Genomic DNA, 19,500 nt, shown 5'->3' on the forward strand with positions numbered 1-19,500 from the left:
AAATTTTGCCCTCATGAAACATATCTTTGCTGTGCTGTTTTTCGCGATGACTTCAATCTCTGCTCACGCTGCGTGGGATTTGAATGACGTGTCTTATCTTATGCCGTTGCCAGTGCGTATTGGTGAAAACAAATTGTTAAGCTTGGATATGCCGGGAAAAGGGGGCGCTCTTCTTCCTTCAAAATTCTTGGGCACACTGCCGCCACTTTCGCCAGTGCACACGGAAGAGGAAATTAAAAACACATTGCGCGTAATTGCTGTGCGTATTGATCCTTGTTTCCCATTGCCAACTCCGCAGTCATGCCAGAAGCAAATGCGTTTAGTATGGCAGCCGATCGAACCAGGTCGCAGAGATCAACCGCAAACAGTCGATGCGGCTCTTCACAGTTTCTATGTTTTAACAGACGCAGAATTCGATACGCTTCTTCAAGATATCGGTGAGTGGAAAAATAAATACCAAGTAAAAACCCAAGGCCTGCCTTTGCAAATTCATCCCGCGTGGGCTCGTGAAAAAGATCAAAGTGCTGCGCTTACTGATTTTAATCAGATCGTGCGCAAGTATGCTGGTGTTGCAAATCTTTCGCGTGTGACCGCGATGGTTGTACGTGGCGCCGGTGACATGTGGGCTTTCCAAGGTTTTAGTGTGAAGAATGGCAAATTGGAATTGCTTAAAATTCCGCGTTTGGATCGTTCCGCTCAAGCATTTATCAACTTCGCAGTTCCTTCTGATCATTTTGAACGTGGGCAAATTTCTCCAGAGCCAAACAGCCCGGATTCAGTGAATCAAGTTATTCGTGATTCACAGCGTTTCCAATCGGGTATGGAAGATATTTTGCGTAAGGATCTTGCGGGTTCTTTGCGCATTGAAAATCCAACAGTCTATAATCCTGAAAACATGGACTGCGTTAGTTGTCATGTGGCGCAGGCGGCACGTGAATGGATTGGTCGCAATCGTGCGGATATTGGGATCGACAATATCTGGAATGCAAATGCGTATATGAATGCTCGTTATAATTTGAAGAACACGTCGCCGATTTTGGCGAACACTCAAGTGATCAGGGCCTTCGGTTATTTCGGCCCAGATATGGCCATCAGTCAGCGTATCATCAACGAGTCTGCCGAAGTGGCAGACGCCGTTAATAAATACGTAGGCTTTATTCAGAAATAGCTGTTGTGATATTTTCCCAAAGCACAGGGCTTAAGAGTTCCGAACCGATCATCAAAACGGGTTCCGCATCTTTTGCTCTGCCACGCTTCGCTTCCGTAGGCATGTGACCTGTACCGCCGGTTTTTTCAAACCACGATTTTCTCATCGCCAAAGAATTTGAAACAAGAATGTGTGGATACGCTTCAAGCTCTTTTTTATTCGAGCGACCGTATTCAAACGAACTTAAAACCGCGAAGTTCTTGTTCGTGTTGATCTCTTCCAATTTTTGGAAACCAAGTTCCATCAAATATTTAAACTTCTGACGACCCGGTTGTTTGGAAGTGAAGATCAAATCCAAATTTCCTGACAAGAAATTCGCTTCAAGTTCATTCAAGTCAAAGATATCTAGAGTGATTTTCTTTACGCCCACTTCTTCAAAGCACAGTCTTACGGCTTTCAAAGCGAAGTCCGAAAGGCCTTCTAGCGTGCCAATGTGCAATTCGCCAACCATTTGATTGTTGCTGATCCCTTGCATTTCAAGTTCAAGACGGCGAATGGACTTTTCAAAGATCTCTGCCAACTGGAAAGCGACGGCAGTCCAGCCGGATTTTCTTTTTGCAGAACGATCAAGAAGAACGATTTTAAGCTCGTCTTCGATCTTTGCGATAATGCGCGACAGTTGTGGTTGGCTTAAGCCCACGTGCAATGCTGCGGCTGAAAGGTTTTTAAAGTGAACAGCTTTGGCTAGAACGCTGAGTTCATAATAAAGTTGTTGCATAAAGTTCTACACCTCAGGGCTTTCTAATATAGTTTACGAATGCTATTAGACCCAAAATCACAGCCAGGATATAACCGACAAAACTCGCAGTCGGAATACCCCAGACATGATTCGTAGTATCGTGGACGAAAATATAAGACGAACTTAAAATCAAAGCAGAGATAATCACGCCCAAGAATAATAAATTAAACGAAACCTCAACGGAACGTTTAAGCTCTTTAATCTCTGCCACTTTAATTTTAAATGCGTGATCGGGACTGTTGATCTTTCTGAAGAAGAAATTCAACTGTCGTGGAAGCGCATGAATGAACGCACGCGATTCACGCGCAACCTGTGTCAGGTCATTCATCACACGCTCTGGTCCGTATTGAGTCTTCGCCAGTTCCCCTGCAAATTGCAAAGAGTACGTCAGGAAGTCGAAGTCTTTATCGATTTTGCGACCAATGCCTTCAATCGAAACAATCGATTTAAAGAACATCATCAGTTCAGTTGGAACTTGAATATGATGGCGAGCCGCGATTCCAGAAGAACGCATAAGGATTTTGCCCAAGTTCACGTTCTTTAGTGTCAGTCCGTAATAAGGCGCAATCAATTCACGCAATTCTTTCGCGAACAAATCACTATTCACTTTGTCTGAAAACGGAGCCAGATCGACATATTCAAACGCCAAACGGTCATAGTCTTCTTTCGATAAAGCTAAAAGCATATTCGCGATAGCCGTTTGTGTGCGCGTATTTAAGCGACCGACAACGCCGAAATCAATAAGCCCTATGTGATTGTCGGGAAGGACGAAAAAGTTTCCTGCGTGTAAATCACCGTGGAAAAGTCCGTCATGGAAAACCATCTTAAGATAAGCACCTAAACCGCGACGAATAACTTCTTTCGCGTCACTACCACCTTGAGCCAATGAAGTTTCTTGGCTTAACGGAACTCCTGGCAATGCTTCCATTGTCAGAACTCGCTCGGTCGTTAGGTCGAAATAAACTTTCGGAATTTTGATCGTCGCATCTTTGGCGAAGTTTTCTTGGAAGCGGCGAATGTTATTTGCTTCAACGACGAAGTTGGTTTCAAGTTCCAGTGTTTTAAAATACTCATTCACGATACCTGTTGGATTGAACGGGCGGGTTTCCGGAATATAAGTCGCTAAAAGATCGGCCAATAGGTACAACACATTCAAATCGTCATTAATCGTAAGAATAATGCCGGGGCGTTGTACTTTAATGACGACATCTTCACCCGTTGCCAGACGCGCACGATGGACTTGCGCGATACTTGCTGAACCTAAAGGCTCGGGATCAATGGATGCAAATTTTTGATAAAGAGTATTTCCGAATTCTTCTTTAAGGACTTCTTCGACAACAGAGAAGGGTAGGGGCTGCACACGATCGTGCAATTTTTCGAACTCAGCGACGTATTCTTCGGGAACTAAATCGGGACGAGTCGCTAATACTTGTCCCAATTTTACGAATGTCGGGCCGAGCTCTTCGAAACTCATTCGCATGCGTTCTGCCATGGAAAGAGATTCAATATCCGAAGAGGAACTCAGCCTTTCAATAATGAACTTACCGAGTTTTACCTTTTCCGCGACCTTGTGAAACCCGTGCTTTGCGAACACCCCCACTATCGTTCTTAGACGAGCGGCGTTCTTTAGGGTTTTTCCTATCTGACTTCCGGTCTTTAAGGCTGTCACTGTTCTTCTCCGAATTCTCGTTATTATCTCGGAGTTTAGATTGTTCGGCAAACATCAATTTTTTACTGAGCTTAGGTTTGTCTGCTGAATCCTCGCCCTTAGACTTGCGATACTCTGCAGGTCCCAAGATCATGCGTAACAAGTTTTCGTCAGGACCCTTGCGTGCATCGTCTTCGCGGTCAACAGGACGGAAACTTTGCGAAGCTTTGCGCACTTTTTCAGCTTGTCCAGATTCATCCTCACGACTGTCACGGAAGAATTTGGATTTATTGCCTTGTTTGCCAGCGAAGCGAGATGGTTTTACACCACGATCAGAGAATGTTTCTTCGCGGCCGGATTTTCCACCACGACGTTCACTGCGTGGACCCATCTCGTGACGAGATCCGCTTTCACCACGAACTTTTTCCTGACGGTCATTGCGATCAGGACGTGCGTTGCGATCACGACGATCGCTACCGCGATCTTTTCGATCGCCGTTCTTGTTATGAATGCGCGGGTAATCGCGTTCATCACGTGATTTTTCATTTTTAGAATTCTTACGAAGCTTATTAAGATATTTTTCAGAACTTTTTTGTGCGTCTGTGCGCTCATCAAGTTCATCCATCTCATCATCTTCATCTTTTTCTAGACCTGCTTTTACGAAGCTGACTTGGCCTAGTTCAGGATCGGCTGCCGCCACTTGAATGCGAATGGCATCACCGATATTGAAAGAAAAGCCAGAGCGGCGGGCAACAAGGCGAATATTTTCTTCGTCGTACTCCCACTTATCGTTGCCAAGATCATCAAGACGGATCAAACCATCGCAATCGTATTCACGTAATAAAACGAAAATACCGAATTTCGCAACCGAGCTGATGATGCCATCAAACTCTTGGCCGATGAATTTTTCCATGAAGCGAGCTTTTTTAATCGATTGAACTTGGCGTTCTGCTTTCGTTGAACGTTGTTCTGCCGCGGAAAGAATTGTTCCCGCTGTTGCAAGATCGTCTTCGCTCATCAAACGGTATTGATTGCTTTTCACAACTTGGTTTTTAAGCAAGCGGTGAATGATCAAGTCAGGATAACGACGGATCGGAGAAGTGAAGTGCGCGTAGAACTCAAAGCCTAGACCGAAGTGGCCGACGTTATTCGGGCTGTATTTCGCTTGGCTCATCGAACGAAGTGCAAGGATGTTTAAGATCTGCGCTTCAGGACGGTTTTCAAACTCTTCCAAAGCTTTCGTTAAACGCTTTTGCAATTTGCCTTGGTTTAACTTCGTTTTTCCACCGAACGTCATCAAATACTTTTCAAGGATATGAATCGCCTGCTCGTTAGGTGGTTCGTGGATACGATACAAAGCCGGTACATCACGCGAGTGCAAGAATTTTGCAACCGCGACGTTTGCTGCCAACATCATCTCTTCAATCAAACGATGTGAAAACAGACGTTCAGATCTTTGAATGTCAATCGGTACGCCGGCGCCGTCGATGACAAGCTCTGTTTCAGGGATTTCTAGGTCCAGCGAGCCATCTTTAAAGCGTTTTGCCATTAAAATCTTAGCTAAATCGGCAAGGCGTAGAATGCCTTCACGAACATGTTCGTGTTTTTCTACTTTATTGCCGTCGATAACTTCTTGGGCCTCACCGTAAGTAACGCGAGATTTACTTTCCATGACGGCTTCATAGAAATCAGATCCTGTCATTTCACCCGTGAAGTCGAACTGCATCTCAGCAACCACACACAATCTAGGGACGTGAGGATTCAGAGAGCATAAACCGTTACTTAGAACTTCAGGCAACATCGGGACAACGAAATTAGGGAAGTAAACCGAAGTCCCGCGCTCATAAGCATCGCGATCAATCGCGGAACCGACCTGCACGTAATGGCTAACGTCAGCAATCGCTACATATAATAGAAAGCCTTCGTTATTTGTTTCAACGTAAACGGCGTCGTCGAAGTCTTTCGCTGTCGCGCCGTCGATTGTGATCAGGTCTAGGTGGCGAAGATCTTTACGACCTTTAAAGTCTTTCTCTTCCGGCACCTCTTTATAATGAGTCGCCTCTTCCAAAGTTTCTTTCGAGAACTCTTGTGGGATGTTGCTTGAAAGAATCACGCGTTTGATATCAGTCAATGGATCAAGGGCGTCGCCGATAACGGCCGTCACTTTACCAGTGAAACCTTTGCCGTCTTCGGGATAGCTGATGGCTTCGGCAGCAACCAACTCTTTGTCTTTGGCGCCCATGGAGTCTTCAATTTTGATTTTAAGATCCTGACCCCAGCCTTTGCCTTCGTCACGAAGGATTCCGAATTTATCGTTCAGTTTAAAGAAGCGTCCTACAAATGTTTTAGTTCCGCGAGAGATAATTTTTACGATTTCACCGCGAAAACGTTCGCCGCCTTTTTCTGGATAAACCTCCACCATGACTTTATCGTTCGTCATGATGCCTTCCATGGAATTGCGTGGGATATATACGTCTGGTTGGTCTTTGTCGTCTGCGATGAAAAATCCGAAACCGTCTGGATGTCTTTTGATTGTGCCTGGGAGAATTTGTTTCTTCTGCATGTGCGAGATGTTCATCCTTATTATCTAAAGACTATCACTCAACTGATTTACAGCGATAGAAAATAAACGGCTCAAGCGAATCTCGAAGAGTATTTCTTTATGAATTCTTAAGATCTCGCGATCCGACAAAACTTGGCCACATCAATATATAGAGAGACTTTTCACTCGCAGAATTTATATCCCGAAATTCGTGGTACGCGTTCGTCTTGTTAAATATTCATTCAATATTTCGGGGGAGCGAGCAGCTTTTAAAATTCATGAGAGTTCGAAATCTAAGACGAAGGTCTAGGTTTTTGCGTCTCTTTTTACACGTGAGCTGGACTATGATCTAGTGCGGCAGCTCTAATTTGAAATCAAGCGTCATTGGGGACAAAAGCTTAAAAAAGAGGCGTAAAGAAAATGAAAATGAAGTGCGAAAAATTCGCACTTATCCACATGTGACATTTTCGTCGCGATCGTCATGAAATGTGCTCCAGTAGCGGATTTCATCGGCAGGACCTTGCAAAAGTTAAGCGCACACATCTCAAAGAAACATAAAAATTTTTGTGCGAAAAAATGGCGTGAGAAGTGAATTGCTTTTTTGAAGTTTTTTGATGGAGCAGTTTGGGCTTCAACATTTTTGTTGTTGATCTCGCACTGGACCCTCATTAGCATTTTTTGTGTAACGAATTACAAACTTTAATGGATTTAAAGTAATTAGATTGCAACGAAACGAAAGGATGCAACAATGAAACAACTATTGGTATTGGCAGCATTGTCAATGGCAGCAGCTCCAGCGATGGCTTCTAAAGCTCGCTTGAATTCTCTAGGTAACGCAGCTCACTTGATCGATACTCAAACGATCTTCGTAAACCCAGCTGACATGAACTACACTGGCGATTTCGCGACTCTTGAGTTCGGTTCTACTAACGGAACAACTTACTCTTGGGACGGTACATCTGTCGTTACTAACACAAGCCCTAAAGCTGAAGGTGGTTTCGTAAGAACTACTTCTTTCGGTAAAGTTGGTGCGTACCTTGGTCACCGCAATGACACTACGACTTCATTCATCGATGGCGTGAATCAGGCAGCTTTGGCTTCTGCAGCTCACACTAACGTATTGTTGACTGAGCAAAATCCTCTAGATCTTTTCTACGGAACAGATTTCAGCGGTATGAAATTCGGTGCTGAAGTTCACTACTCTAATTCTAAAAATGAAACGGCTACATTCACTCAAAAACAAAACACTTTGGGTCTTTCAGCTGGTCTTCGTACTGACGTTTGGAATGCATACGCACGCGTTGGTTTGATGGGTAAAACTGAAAATGATCTAGCTGGTGTTGGCGCTCCTGAGTTGGAAGCTAAAGGCCTTTACAAAGTAGGCGGCGGTTACTGGTTTGATTCTATCTATGCATTCGCTAACTACGAATACGCAAAAGGTACAGCGTCTTCAACTTTGACTGGTGATAACGATATTTCTAAAAATGCTTGGGAAATCGGTATGGTTAACAACCATAAAGTAGAAGGCGGAAACTTCTTCTACGGTATCAGCTACCTTTCAAACGAAGTTAAACAAGAACCAGCTTCAGGCTCAGTAAAAACAACTCAATCAGGTCTTCCATTGGTTGTTGGTATGGAATTGGATGCAGCTTCTTGGTTGACTCTTCGCGGTTCTGTTAAACAAACAGTTATCGTTGGCGAAAACAAAAACGAATCTGCTAACACTAAATCAAACCTTACAAACGACACTGTTGTTGCAGCTGGTGCTGGTTTGAAATGGGGCAAAATCGAACTTGATGGTTCACTTGCTGGTTCAACTTCAGGCGACGTAAACGGCAACACTTTGTTGGCTGACGTAGCTCTTACTTACAACTTCTAATTTTAGAAGACGTAATAAGTTGAAACTCAAAAAGCCCGGGGCAACCTGGGCTTTTTGCTTTTTTAAGCTAGTACTTTTCTGTTCCGCTGCTAAAGTAAACGAGTGGTGGAATTACTTCTAAGTTTACTACTTGCGATTTCAGCTTCGGCAGCTTCAACGTCGGTCTGTGCAAAGCTCACGGAAAGTAAAGAGCTGACTCGCAACCTTCAGTGTTCAAACTTCAATGTCCAAAAACGCATTCAAACTAAATTGCCTCAGGCGAACTTCATGGGAAGTGACCTGACCCACAGCGATTGGCATCAAAGCGACCTCAGCAAGGGCAATTTTAAAAACACTGTGATGGATCGTATGTCGGCGCAGAAAACTGACTTCAGCGATTCGTTGTTCTTACAAACCCGCGCACATGCCGCCCACTTCGATTATTCCGACTTCACGCAAACGGACTGGAGTGACAGCAATATTCAAGGCAATCGCTTTACCGGAGCCAAGTTCTTACGTGCAAACATGCAACGTGCGAACTTAGCGTTCAGTGATTTGCGCTTTGCCAACTTTACTGATGCCGATCTTCGTGGTGCCGATCTAACTTCATGCATTTGGTATGGTGCTGTTTTTAAAGGTGCGGTTGTCGATAAAGCAACGAAGCTGCCATTCCCTCAACAGAAAGCGCAAGAACTTGGAATTATTGAAAAATAAGAAAACAATTCTGACGTCGCTTTTATTGATCGCGCTGGCCACCGCGACTTATTTTATCCTATTTCACAAGGTGCAAATCTCTTGTGAAACGTTGCTGTGGGCGCGTTTCCCGAATGAAGAAATGAAACTGGAACAAGAATTGTGGGAGCCAGCCAAAGATAAATGTGCCGTTCGCAACTTAATAGAAATGGCGAAAAAGCATTGCGAAGCCTTCAAAGCCAATCCCGACTTCTTAGGCATTAGCGCTTATATGCAAGTGCGCGAAGGCAATGTCTATGGGTATCGTATCAGCTTAAACGAAGCAAACGCCTGCGATGAGCGCCGCGAGCGCAGAGCAATCGCAGAGCCCAACTACAAAAAAGATAAAGCCTGGCAGCAAGTATTCGATACGAAATTCCCTTATAAAAATCCACCACAAGCGAAATTACAGGACCGCTCGTATAATATCCAGGGTTATAGCTTGAAACCCGAAGGACATATTGAGCAAGGGCAGTTGTTTATTGATATCTTCAACACAGGATGGGTGTTCTTAAGTAATCCAAAGAAGAACATCTCTCGCTACGTTTATATTCCAGACATACAGTGGAATACATCGCCGCTAGCGCAAGTGTTTGATGATTCTTCAGTGGTGATCTACACACGTTTTGGTCAGTTTTATATTTTCGATGAGCATCTTTCACTTGTGCATTACTGGGCGACACATACGAAAGTCTGTGGTGATGCCTCGGTGGACAACGGTGTGATGGCAATCTGTCTGACTGATTTGCGAGAGCAGACAAACTATGAAGTCAAAGTGAACCTCAGGTCTGGAGACCTGTTTGGCGCCAAGGAATTGCCCACGCATTAGTTAAGACCTTAAAATAGACTAATGCAGAAGAAGCTTTCTTGGATTTTCAGCATTTGCGCTTTTGTCACAGGTCTTCTTGTATGCCTGTATGTGTTTGCGAAAAAAGATTTCGCATTTACGCAAAACACTTTCTATCACATCCAATTCGCAAGAACTTACGCCAAAGGCATCTGGAATTTCGCCGACTTAGGAATTCTTTCGCACAGTTATTTCGATAAAGTTTTTATCGATCAACACATTCTTTATCATCTCTATCTAATTCCCTTTTTGATTTTCTTTAGTCCATTCGTTGCAACAAAAGTCGCGATGTCGGTATTGATTGGGATCGTGTTATTTCTGATGCATAGAATACTGCGCAAATATATGAGCGACGTGATGGCGCTAGCGTTAACGGTGTCATTCGTTTTTTTAGGCGGCAATGCAATCACGCGCGTTTTTTGGGAACGACCGGCGCCGATTAATTTTATCGCGATTTTATTTCTGTTGCTGCTAAGTCAAAAACAAATAGGTGCGTGGCTGTGGCTTATTGTTGGTTATGCATTTTCCATGGTTAGTTTTGAAACCGCGTTCTTAACTGCGGCTTTCGGTTGTTTCTTTCTGTTTGATTTTAAGAATACATCTTGGAAAAAAGTGGCTGCCTTGGTATCGGGCGTGGCCTTGTCATTCGTACTAGCACCTTTCCCGGTCGAAAAAATTAAATATTTTGCGAACCTTCTTTACTACAATCTGTTCATTGAAAAAAAGATTCGTGAATGGCAAGCAGCCAAAGAACCCGCAGACGTTTTAGGATTATTCTTAATTATCTTTCTGTCAGCCGTATGTTTGCGTTGGTTTCAAAAGGCCAAGGAAGAGTTTTCAAATAGATTCACTCTGACTCACAAGTTGTTGCTTGCGTCCTCGGGTCTATTGATCGTTTCTTTAGAAGTCACACGCTTTAGTTATTTGTTTTGTTTATTGGCTTTCCTTATTTTTGCAATTGCGCTTTCCGAATTCCGGGACAATCAAAAAAAGTGGACTGAATACACCGCGAAACTAGTTGCCGTCGTATTTTTGATTTGCGCGGTAATGAATATCACGGCTTTAAAAAAGAATTTTCGCGGTGACAGTGGGACTGCTCGCGATTTAGAAAAATTTGCGATTTGGTATAACGGCAGCGAGTATCGTGGCAAACCATTCTTAGTCATGTCATGGGAATACTGGAGTCCATTATTTTATAATGATCGTTACACGAAAGCAGAACCTGGCTTTTCTGTCTTCATTTACGATTTCAAAGACTCAGGTCGCATGCAACAGTTGGGTCGTTTTGTTGATCGCCCAGATTCCTTAACCTGGCAGCAGACGCGAGATCTATTTGCGGCGTGGAATACGGATGTCTTGCTAATTGAAAAAGCCCATCGTAGTTACGCTACAATTAAAAGCACTCAAGGATATTTAGTTAAGATTTACGAAGACGAAAAGTTTGAATTATTGCAATTGCGTGAGCCAAATAAAAACGTTACTCAAACAATGAATAACGACTGCGACGGAAAAGCCCTGGAAGGACGCTATTTTGCTTCAAATCTTCAGGATGATTTTAAATACTCCGCTCAGCCGAATAAAAATTTTCAAAGTTATGTGGTTCTAACCAAGTCTTCAGAAGATATTGCCGGAAGCCTTTATCCTTTTTTAAAAGGTCATTATCTGTACTGGGACAAAGCGGAAAAGAAATTTTATAACTCTGCGAAGATGCTTAGCACGAAAAAGCCCTATCAAGCGTTTGAACTTTATCGCAGTACTCAATGCAATAAGAAAGATGGGAAGTGGATCGCAAGCCGCCCTGGTCTTAATCCCGAGCGCAGTGAAAAAGAATTTCTTCGTACGGGACTACAAGAAAGCTTGAATTACCTAAGCCGTCTGATTTCCCAAAATAATGGCGAATTGCCCTATGACTTTGAAGACGAAAATAAATTTACGGACCAGTCTTCATCGACCTTCATTCGTATTCATCTTGGAATTTGGGCATTATGCGAGCAGAAGGAATTGTTTAAATCGGACAAAGCCTACGCAGATTATTCTAGCAACTGTGTTCGCGCGCTAAATGCCGCTTACAAAAATATGCAAGGGCCTATCGAGCATAAACTGGGAGAATGGGCGACGCTAGCATACTCTTATCTGTCTTTGCAGAACACGGCAGACTGGAATGATCAGTTACGTGACGAGTTCCAAGATATTCATCAAATCATTTTAGGTTATTACGATGCGAAAAGCGCATCGGAACTAACACCAGAAAGAGATTTATTCTCTTATGGTGAAGGACTTTTGTATCTTTTGAAAACTGGAAATAAAGATCTGCCTCTTGAGAAATATCTGAACACTTATTGGGATTCTTATCGGGCTTCCGGAAATATTTTTTATATTCGCTGGCTGTCAGAATCTTTGGCATTAGCCTTTGAGCAAACTAAAAAGCCCCTTTATGCCCAGCGCCTGCATCAATTGTTCTTAGACGCAAAAAGTTTGTTATCAACCGATGTGGGCACTGACATGGAAGGCTGTCTGTATGGACAAATGCCAGGCAGTGTAGTCATTCATAATCCACATCATTTGACCGGACTCTTGTTAGAGGGGCTTGTTACTGCGAAAGATTTACGGACAGCAGAAGGAACATCAGTTTTAGAAAAGGCAACGATCCAAAAAATGTTTACGTGTGTCGGTCGCATCCAACGCACGTCATGGAACTTGCCATTTACGGGCAATAAAGAAAATGCGCTAGGTGGGATTCCTTTAAGTTACGATAACGATACTTTGAAGGCAGATTTGCAAGGACACGTAACAACAGCAATGGGGAGGATGGTGCAATGGGACGCGCAGTGATGATCTTCCTGATTTTGTTTTGTGTGTTTAGTGGATTTGCACAAGCGGATGTTTCGCCTCTTCAAGGCAGCAATCGTCGCATTCAAGCTTCGTTATTGCAGGGGCGAACCTATGAAAATTTCTTATGTCAGAATTGCAGATTGCAGGGCGCTTCTTTAAAGAACACTGTCTTGAAACTTGGTACTTGCCGCTATTGCGATTTTTCTGAAATCGATGGCGTAAATCTTGATGCACGCTCAATAAATTTCGATCACTCCAAATTCAGACTGGCAAATCTTGAAAACGCAGATTTGTCAGCGGTTCGGGCTTACTTTAGCAATTTTCAAAGTGCAAATCTGAAAAACGCAAAGATGTGGGGCTCTGATCTGCGCTATTGTAATTTTGAAAACAGCGATTTGCGGAATGCCGACTTAAGTAACGCCTTATTGGTGGGAGCAAGCTTTCAGGGCGCTAAATTTAATCATGCAACGAAGTTGCCATTTTCTAAAGAGCAGGCCTTAAGCAAAGGGATGTTATGGGAAAAATAACTGGCTACTTTGCGAAGCAGGTTGAAGAAATCAAAGGCGATATTGCGCTTATTTATTACGGCGCTGCTTTATGCATCGTTCATATCTTCACCTTTACATTTTGGAACAATCAAAATTTTATAAATCATTTTATTAATCGAGGTGCCGGTTCTGAAATGTGCTGGCCCTTTTTTCCGGACTGCCCATCGATTGCTTTTTCATCGGCAACGTCGGCTGCGATTGCACTTTACGCTTACTTGGCCTTAGCCATCGTTGGAACATTGTTGTTCCTTTTTAAGAAAGTCAAAGCGGGTTATTGGACGCTGATAGTTCTTGTCATAGTAAAAGTGTTATTCGTGCTAAAGAGCTATAACTTCATGGGGAACTATCACTACATGCCATTATGGGCGAGCGTGGCTTACTTATTGTTTGCGGATAAAGTGCGAACTTTGTTTTACCTTATCGTTTCGTTTTACATGGGTGCGGGACTGATTAAGTTCAACTATGAATGGTTGTCGGGAGCTTCACTTTTAAGACCCGCCATTATCGGCGGAACTCTTTTAGGAATTTCGTTGCTTTACGTGATTCTGTTCGAAATGTGTTTTTGTTGGGGATTATTAGTAAAACGCAAATGGTTGTTCTGGCTTGCAGTCATTCAAGTTTTTGCGTTTCATGCGTTTTCTTGGCACATCGTGGGATATTTCTATCCATGTGTGATGAGTTGTACGGTTTCAATTTATGTGCTGAAGGCGCTACAAAAAGATTATTGGCGTGATGAAAACTTCTTATTGAAATTTCCTTCAGCTAAAGGTGCTCTAGCATTGCTTGCGGTATTTTGGTTATGTCAATTGGTGCCCAAGGCGACTCGTACTAACTCGGCGGTAGATGGTTTGATGCGTATTCCTTCTCTAAATATGCTTGATGCACGAACTGAATGCCACGTCACTTTATTTGAAGATATCGACGACCATACGCGTATGGATAGCAACTATTTTTCGAAGACATTCGCGGTTAGAACGAAGTGCGATCCGGTCGTTTACTTGTCACAGGTAAATCAACTTTGCAAAAAAGATCCAAACCAAAAACTGCATTTGTCGCTGCAATCGCGTTTAAGCACGGATGACAAATTCTATAAAGTTTTAGATATCAAAGATGCGTGCCACAAGTCTTATAACTTGTTGTGGGCAGAAATGTTCGAGGCTCAACATGATTAAAGGACCTCAGATAAAATATTTCCTAGCGTTCTTTGTGCTGTATTGCCTTGTCGTTTTCGTCATGGCTTTCCGTCATAATCCACACTTTCAGACGATTAATTTAGATAGTTGGCCGACGCCGGTGAAGATGCCTTATACGCATCCGGTGCAATTCTCAAAACCCGGTGCACCCGTAACCGCGCCCGTGTTTGAGTATCGTGGTAACAACAAGCGCCAGGGCTGGGTGACGGTCGATCGCCAACCGAAGTCGCTGACCGAAGTTTGGAAAACAGAACCACTTAATATTGGTGTCCACAAAGCCATGAAGTCGGTGCCAGCGGTTGATGCCTCTGGTGTGTATGTGGGTTCTGACTCGGGTTGGTTTTTCAAATTCGATCATCAGGGTAAAAAAGTATGGTCGTATTTTGCAAGTTCCGCCACTAAAGGATTTCATGCAACCGCAGTACTTGATGAAAACTTTGTCTATGTCGGTGCGTATAACGGCATAATGTATTGTCTGCGTAAAGAAAACGGAGAGCTTGTGTGGGCGCATCAATTAGGTGGCTTCATTGGCTCATCAGCATTGTTAACAAAGAACTTTCTTTATGTCGGTGTCGAGACAGAAAAAGACGGTTTCCTGGCAAAACTGGATGCACGTAATGGCGAAATAGTGTGGCGCGGAACATTTACAGGGGCCCCAGTCCATTCATCACCAGCTCTAGATGAAAAAAGTGGGACTGTCGTTATCGCAAATATTTTTGGTTCGGTTTCCGCTATTGAAGAAGAAACCGGAAATTACTCAATGATCTTGCAAACAGGTGATGCCATTCGTTCGACCGCAAGTATCGCTAACGGTGTTGCCTTTATTACATCCTACGATCACTGGATTTACGCTTTGGATATCACAACCAAAAAGGTTGTATGGAAAAAAGAGTATAAGGAAAGTCTGTTAAGTTCCGTCACAATTGATCAGGATAGCAATATCGGTTATATCGCAACAACCAGCTCGCTATTCGCTTTTTCTTTGCAGGATGGACATTCACTTTGGCAAAACGATTTCCCGGCTAATCCCACCGCTGGGACGCCTGTATTGTTGAAAGGCAAGACCGATTCTTCGTTGTTGATAGCCTGTGGCGGGGACAGTCTTTGTGTTGTAAATGCTAAGAACGGAAAAAGTATTGTGCGGAAAAAAATGAACGGCACCTTAAATTCGATGCCGTCCGTTTTTGATAATAAAATTTACGTAAGCCTGCAAGAGAAGGCCGGATTACAAGTATTCAGTTACTAGTAACCACCGTCACCACCATCACCACCGTCACCGTCGTCACCACCGCCATCGCCACCACAATAGAGGTAGCAACCTTGAGAAGTGGCCTGTCTGTTGTAACAGTCTGTACCACCACCACGAGAGCAACCGATCACTGACGCTGGTGCACCGCCTGGACAATCATTGCGTGAACATGTTTGCGCCGTCGCTGGTTTACCACCGCCGCAATAACCATCAGCAGCTACGGCACCATCACTTCTGCGACATACAACAGTTCTGTATTCAGTACCATAGTTCACAGGACAATAAACGGTTTGTGATTGCGTACCACCTACAACCGGACAAGACTCGCCACGATACTGCATCTGATCGCAACCGCACGCAGACCATCCACCGTATTGCCAAGCTGGTTGACCAACGGAACATCCACCGAAACCACCTTGATACCAATTTGGTTGTGGAGCTGTACAGCCATACCAACCCGTTGAAATTTCCCACCAGTATGTATAGTCGATACGTGATGGGGAAACTGTATCATAGATTGATTGCAAGCCAGCGTTGTTCGTCACCACATATCTGAAGTGATAACAACGACCTTGTGTACCGGTGAAGCCATATGAAGTCGCTCCGGCAGTAAGACCGCCAAGACCAATCCAACCTGACCAGTCCGCTTGGCAGTTGCCATCAATGTTCGTGGCTTGACGGTAGTACAATGCATAACTTGCATCTGCTGGACTCATACCTGATTCAGGGTCCACACCTTTATTCAAAGAAACTGTGATTCCCGTCGTCGTTTGATTTCCAGTTGGATTTGCAATGCCACCGCTTGCAGGAGGCGTATTATCAAAGCGCAAGATCGCTGCAGGGGAGTGATAGTTACCGACGTGACCCCACTCATCCACACTGCGCGCTTGGAATTTATAAGCCTTACCAAGTGCACCTGTGAAACCTTGAGTACCGCAACCGTTGCCAGTACGAGTTAAAGGTTTCCATGCGCTCCAAGTATTTAACACACCATTCGACAATGTCGTCTCTTGGTATTGAACTGTACAACCAGATACACCCGAGAAGTCATCTACTGCCGCAACACCTACCGAAGTATTGAATGTGTTGTTCAAGTAGCCATCCGTGTATGAAACAGTTGTTGTCGGGCCCGTGATATCTAGGATCACAGAGTTTGTATAATCCGGCGTTGTGTTGTGAAGCGAATCACGGAACGCCATATAGACAGTATGTGAACCAGACACGTTCGTCAGAAGATAGTTCATTGAAGAAATACAGTCGACCCAGTTCGATGGGTGAGCAGACTCTGCCGTCGCTGACTGTACTCCGCCTGAAATATCCGTTGGACAATTCACAACCACATCAAGATTTGGATCACCGACAACGTTGTTACCGTTGTTGATAATATTGAAACCACCACCCACTGGAGCTAATGTATCCAGACGAATAGAGTGTGTGACGATCGCAGAGATATTGTCGAAACGATCCTTGAATTTCATATAAATCGTTTTCACACCGTTACCCGCAGACAACGTAAACGATTTTGAAGCAGCGATTGGTTCCCAAGACGTGTTGTCTGAAGAGTCCTCGCTGGCCAACATATACAGTGGCAATGTCGCATCGGTTGGATATGTGATCGCCAATGTCACTAGCGCAGAGTTTGTACCTACCGCGCCACCATTGATAGCGAAGTCACCACCCTGAGGAGCATCAAATTCCTTACATTGGTTGTTAGACCATGTGTAACCAACATCACAAGTAACGTGCTCACAAGAGCCGAAGTCCGTAAAGGCAGGACCTGTCCAAGTTTGATCACCGTTACCGAAATCAACAGTACAAGCGCGAGTTTTATTTAAGAACGTCGCTGTAACCGGCGCTGCATTCGAGAACGGTTCTGAAATTTTAATTGAGGCCGTGCTAATTGTGTCAGAACTGATACGGCATTCAGCAACACCATTGGTATCTGAAGAATCACAATCGTATTTAATCGTGCCTGGGCCCGTGATTTCAAGTTTTGGAATCACGCCAGACATCGCAGTCGTTGAGTTTTTCTTCAACGTTACTTTTACTTTTGCAACCGCGCCTGGAGCGTTGGCGTAAGTCGTCAAAGTACCTGATGACGATTCAACAATGCTTGAGAAAGTATTGATAAATTTCACTACGAAACGCGATTTCAACAAAGGATTAGAAACTTCGATCGTTTTATAACCCCAAGTGTCTGAAGTGATCGCGCAATCCGTACCACCCAACAAACCAGTAGCTGGGCAGTTTGCTGTTGTATTGCCTGTACCAGTAATTTTCAATGTTGGTACAAAACCAACACGCGGCAAGTTCGATTCATTTCTGATTGTTAATGACAAGGTCGCAGAATCCACCAAGTCTGCCGCCGCAGAATCTTTAGTCAATTCGGCACTTGAAGAATAATCGCCGAACAGAATTTCAACCGTTTGCTCACTTCCAGCTGGAGAAGTCACTGTGACATTATATTCACCTGACGTGTCAGCGGAGATATAACAGCGAGACTCACCCTGAGCATTCGATGGCGTACAAGTATAAGTTGCTTCACCAGGGCCTGTAACCGTCAATGTCGGAGTTGTGTCAGTGATGATATTACCTTGCGCATCACGTGTGATAACTGTGATCACGTCCTGGTCACCAGTACCAGCTTCTGCTCTATTGTTACCAATGCTGACATTTGATTCGCCGAACGTGACAGTCACTGGTTCAGACACAGGAGGTTCCGTGAATGTGACAGTTTTATCACCTGGAGTATCTGAACTGATATGACATTCCGCCACGCCATTCGCATCGGAAGGCGAGCACGTCATAGTATTGTTACCGCCACCTGTAACAGTACCTTGCGGAGTTTGACCGGCAATTGGATTACCATTATTGTCGCGAATTGTAACCGAAACGATTTGTTCACTGCTTCCGTCGGCAGGAATTGTTGTGCTGCCAGGCGGATTCGTCACAGTGGCATCAGAGTATTTATCACCGAAGCTTACAGTCACTGTTTCAGAAATTCCTGATGGCTCCGTAACACTAACTGTTTTATCGCCAGGTGTAGTTGAAGTAATTGTACAAGTCGATACACCGCTCGCATTGCTTGGTTCACACACGTAGCTTGTATTCGAGGCAGGAGAAACGTTTAGCACGGGTGTAACGCCGGTTTGTGGTGTGCCGTCTGGATTCGTTGGTAATTGAACATTTATAGTCGTTTTGGCGCCATCATCAGTCACACTGCCGGCATTGCCACCATTGTCACTTGAGTGAGCATGAGAATCGACCGGAGTAATATGAGAAGTTACGAAATCAACTTCGATCGGATCTTGAACTAATGGATTCGTAAACGTGACGCTGACAGGACCTGATGTATCGTTCGTGATATAACATTTAGCAACACCATTATTATCCGCAGGATCACAATGGTATTGTGGATGACCTGGGCCAGTAACTGTTAATTGCGGAACTGCACCCGGATCAATATCGCCATTTGGCGTTCTTACAGTAACATCAATAACCACTGGATCTTGTCCGTTAGCGTACGTTGTTCCTGGCTGAACAGTGACAGCGTTGTTGTCGTCATAGAATGTAACTTCGATGTGAGCTTTCACGTTGGCATTCGCCAAAGTTACAAGATACTGACCCGTTTTTGTTGAGCTGAGTCCGCAATAAGTAACACCGGTATCGTCAGTCGTACCGCACTTGGATGTAATTTGCGTTGTCCCTGTGATTTTTAATTCCGGCTGAAAACCTTTTTTGGGAGCGGGCTTCACGTCATAAACTGTGACTTTCAAAAAGACGTCTTTAACTTTACCCGTTGTCGTAGAACTCGCGTGCTGAACGAATTTGTTTTTAAGGTTTAATGAAGTAATCAGGGACGCGTCTTGTTCTAACTCGATCTTTGTCAGGTTGTATGAAATGTCAGTATTGGTCTCTTTAATAAGACCAGTGATTGACCCAAGGGTACAACCCGTGAGCAACAATAGAAGCGCACCGATCCAAATCCCTAGTGGTTTAAAGATCGCGTACACAAGTCGAACAAGAATGCTGTTACAAAGACGAACCGGCAGCATAGTGATCCTCTTACCCATGCTTATCGGTAAAAACCGATAAAAGTTTAAGT

Annotated in this window: 12 protein-coding genes; 8 read left to right on the forward strand and 4 right to left on the reverse strand. The window is 44.0% G+C overall.

Features of this window, described 5'->3' with window-relative positions:
* Positions 1-13 precede the first annotated feature (13 nt).
* Positions 14-1,168 carry a hypothetical protein gene (locus DOE51_RS02215; RefSeq protein WP_246845273.1) on the forward strand — a complete coding sequence of 385 codons (1,155 nt, stop codon included), beginning with the start codon at positions 14-16 and terminating at the stop codon, positions 1,166-1,168.
* On the opposite strand, the gene DOE51_RS02220 is transcribed toward DOE51_RS02215, so the two are convergent.
* The 3 genes from DOE51_RS02220 to rnr are packed head-to-tail and all read right to left on the reverse strand — an operon-like array spanning position 1,155 to position 6,157.
* A complete protein-coding gene (locus DOE51_RS02220; protein WP_142694965.1) occupies positions 1,155-1,925 on the reverse strand; it encodes a LysR family transcriptional regulator in 771 nt (256 codons plus the stop codon). The genes DOE51_RS02215 and DOE51_RS02220 overlap by 14 nt on opposite strands.
* Before the next feature lie 13 nt (positions 1,926-1,938).
* A complete protein-coding gene (locus DOE51_RS02225) occupies positions 1,939-3,438 on the reverse strand; it encodes an AarF/ABC1/UbiB kinase family protein (protein WP_246845275.1) in 1,500 nt (499 codons plus the stop codon).
* Between the two features lie 49 nt (positions 3,439-3,487).
* On the reverse strand, positions 3,488-6,157 hold the full coding sequence (rnr, locus tag DOE51_RS02230; RefSeq protein ID WP_142694966.1) for a ribonuclease R: 2,670 nt from the start codon (positions 6,155-6,157) through the stop codon (positions 3,488-3,490).
* Between the two features lie 727 nt (positions 6,158-6,884).
* Here rnr and DOE51_RS02235 point away from each other — a divergent pair.
* The 7 genes from DOE51_RS02235 (at position 6,885) to DOE51_RS02265 (ending at position 15,392) form a co-directional block, all read left to right on the forward strand.
* A complete protein-coding gene (locus DOE51_RS02235; RefSeq protein ID WP_142694967.1) occupies positions 6,885-8,015 on the forward strand; it encodes a hypothetical protein in 1,131 nt (376 codons plus the stop codon).
* A 102-nt stretch (positions 8,016-8,117) separates the two neighbouring features.
* A complete protein-coding gene (locus DOE51_RS02240) occupies positions 8,118-8,708 on the forward strand; it encodes a pentapeptide repeat-containing protein (protein WP_210415556.1) in 591 nt (196 codons plus the stop codon).
* The gene (locus DOE51_RS02245; protein ID WP_142694969.1) at positions 8,698-9,555 is read left to right on the forward strand and encodes a hypothetical protein; all 858 of its coding nucleotides are present in this window, start codon (positions 8,698-8,700) and stop codon (positions 9,553-9,555) included. The genes DOE51_RS02240 and DOE51_RS02245 overlap by 11 nt, the downstream gene beginning before the upstream one ends.
* 21 nt (positions 9,556-9,576) lie before the next feature.
* On the forward strand, positions 9,577-12,405 hold the full coding sequence (locus DOE51_RS02250) for a hypothetical protein (RefSeq protein WP_142694970.1): 2,829 nt from the start codon (positions 9,577-9,579) through the stop codon (positions 12,403-12,405).
* Entirely contained in the window at positions 12,390-12,932 is a 543-nt protein-coding gene (locus DOE51_RS02255; RefSeq protein ID WP_142694971.1) for a pentapeptide repeat-containing protein, read from the forward strand. Before DOE51_RS02250 ends, DOE51_RS02255 begins: the two co-directional genes overlap by 16 nt.
* Positions 12,920-14,125: a hypothetical protein gene (locus tag DOE51_RS02260; protein ID WP_142694972.1), complete on the forward strand. Its 1,206-nt coding sequence runs from the start codon at positions 12,920-12,922 to the stop codon at positions 14,123-14,125. The genes DOE51_RS02255 and DOE51_RS02260 overlap by 13 nt, the downstream gene beginning before the upstream one ends.
* Positions 14,118-15,392, forward strand: coding sequence for a PQQ-binding-like beta-propeller repeat protein (locus tag DOE51_RS02265; protein ID WP_168196374.1), 1,275 nt, complete (start codon positions 14,118-14,120; stop codon positions 15,390-15,392). Before DOE51_RS02260 ends, DOE51_RS02265 begins: the two co-directional genes overlap by 8 nt.
* Here the strand turns inward: DOE51_RS02265 and DOE51_RS02270 are convergent.
* Positions 15,389-19,450 carry an Ig-like domain-containing protein gene (locus DOE51_RS02270; protein WP_142694974.1) on the reverse strand — a complete coding sequence of 1,354 codons (4,062 nt, stop codon included), beginning with the start codon at positions 19,448-19,450 and terminating at the stop codon, positions 15,389-15,391. The two genes, DOE51_RS02265 and DOE51_RS02270, sit on opposite strands and share 4 nt — an antisense overlap.
* Positions 19,451-19,500: the final 50 nt, after the last annotated feature.

This window comes from Bdellovibrio sp. NC01, assembly GCF_006874625.1.
Lineage (GTDB): Bacteria > Bdellovibrionota > Bdellovibrionia > Bdellovibrionales > Bdellovibrionaceae > Bdellovibrio.

Coding starts and splice junctions, on each gene's coding strand:
- DOE51_RS02235 (WP_142694967.1), top strand. CDS start 6,885: ATGAAACAACTATTGGTATTGGCAGCATTGTCAATGGCAGCAGCTCCA.
- rnr (WP_142694966.1), bottom strand. CDS start 6,157: ATGCAGAAGAAACAAATTCTCCCAGGCACAATCAAAAGACATCCAGAC.
- DOE51_RS02250 (WP_142694970.1), top strand. CDS start 9,577: ATGCAGAAGAAGCTTTCTTGGATTTTCAGCATTTGCGCTTTTGTCACA.
- DOE51_RS02270 (WP_142694974.1), bottom strand. CDS start 19,450: ATGCTGCCGGTTCGTCTTTGTAACAGCATTCTTGTTCGACTTGTGTAC.
- DOE51_RS02225 (WP_246845275.1), bottom strand. CDS start 3,438: ATGGCAGAACGCATGCGAATGAGTTTCGAAGAGCTCGGCCCGACATTC.
- DOE51_RS02255 (WP_142694971.1), top strand. CDS start 12,390: ATGGGACGCGCAGTGATGATCTTCCTGATTTTGTTTTGTGTGTTTAGT.
- DOE51_RS02260 (WP_142694972.1), top strand. CDS start 12,920: ATGGGAAAAATAACTGGCTACTTTGCGAAGCAGGTTGAAGAAATCAAA.
- DOE51_RS02215 (WP_246845273.1), top strand. CDS start 14: ATGAAACATATCTTTGCTGTGCTGTTTTTCGCGATGACTTCAATCTCT.
- DOE51_RS02220 (WP_142694965.1), bottom strand. CDS start 1,925: ATGCAACAACTTTATTATGAACTCAGCGTTCTAGCCAAAGCTGTTCAC.
- DOE51_RS02265 (WP_168196374.1), top strand. CDS start 14,118: ATGATTAAAGGACCTCAGATAAAATATTTCCTAGCGTTCTTTGTGCTG.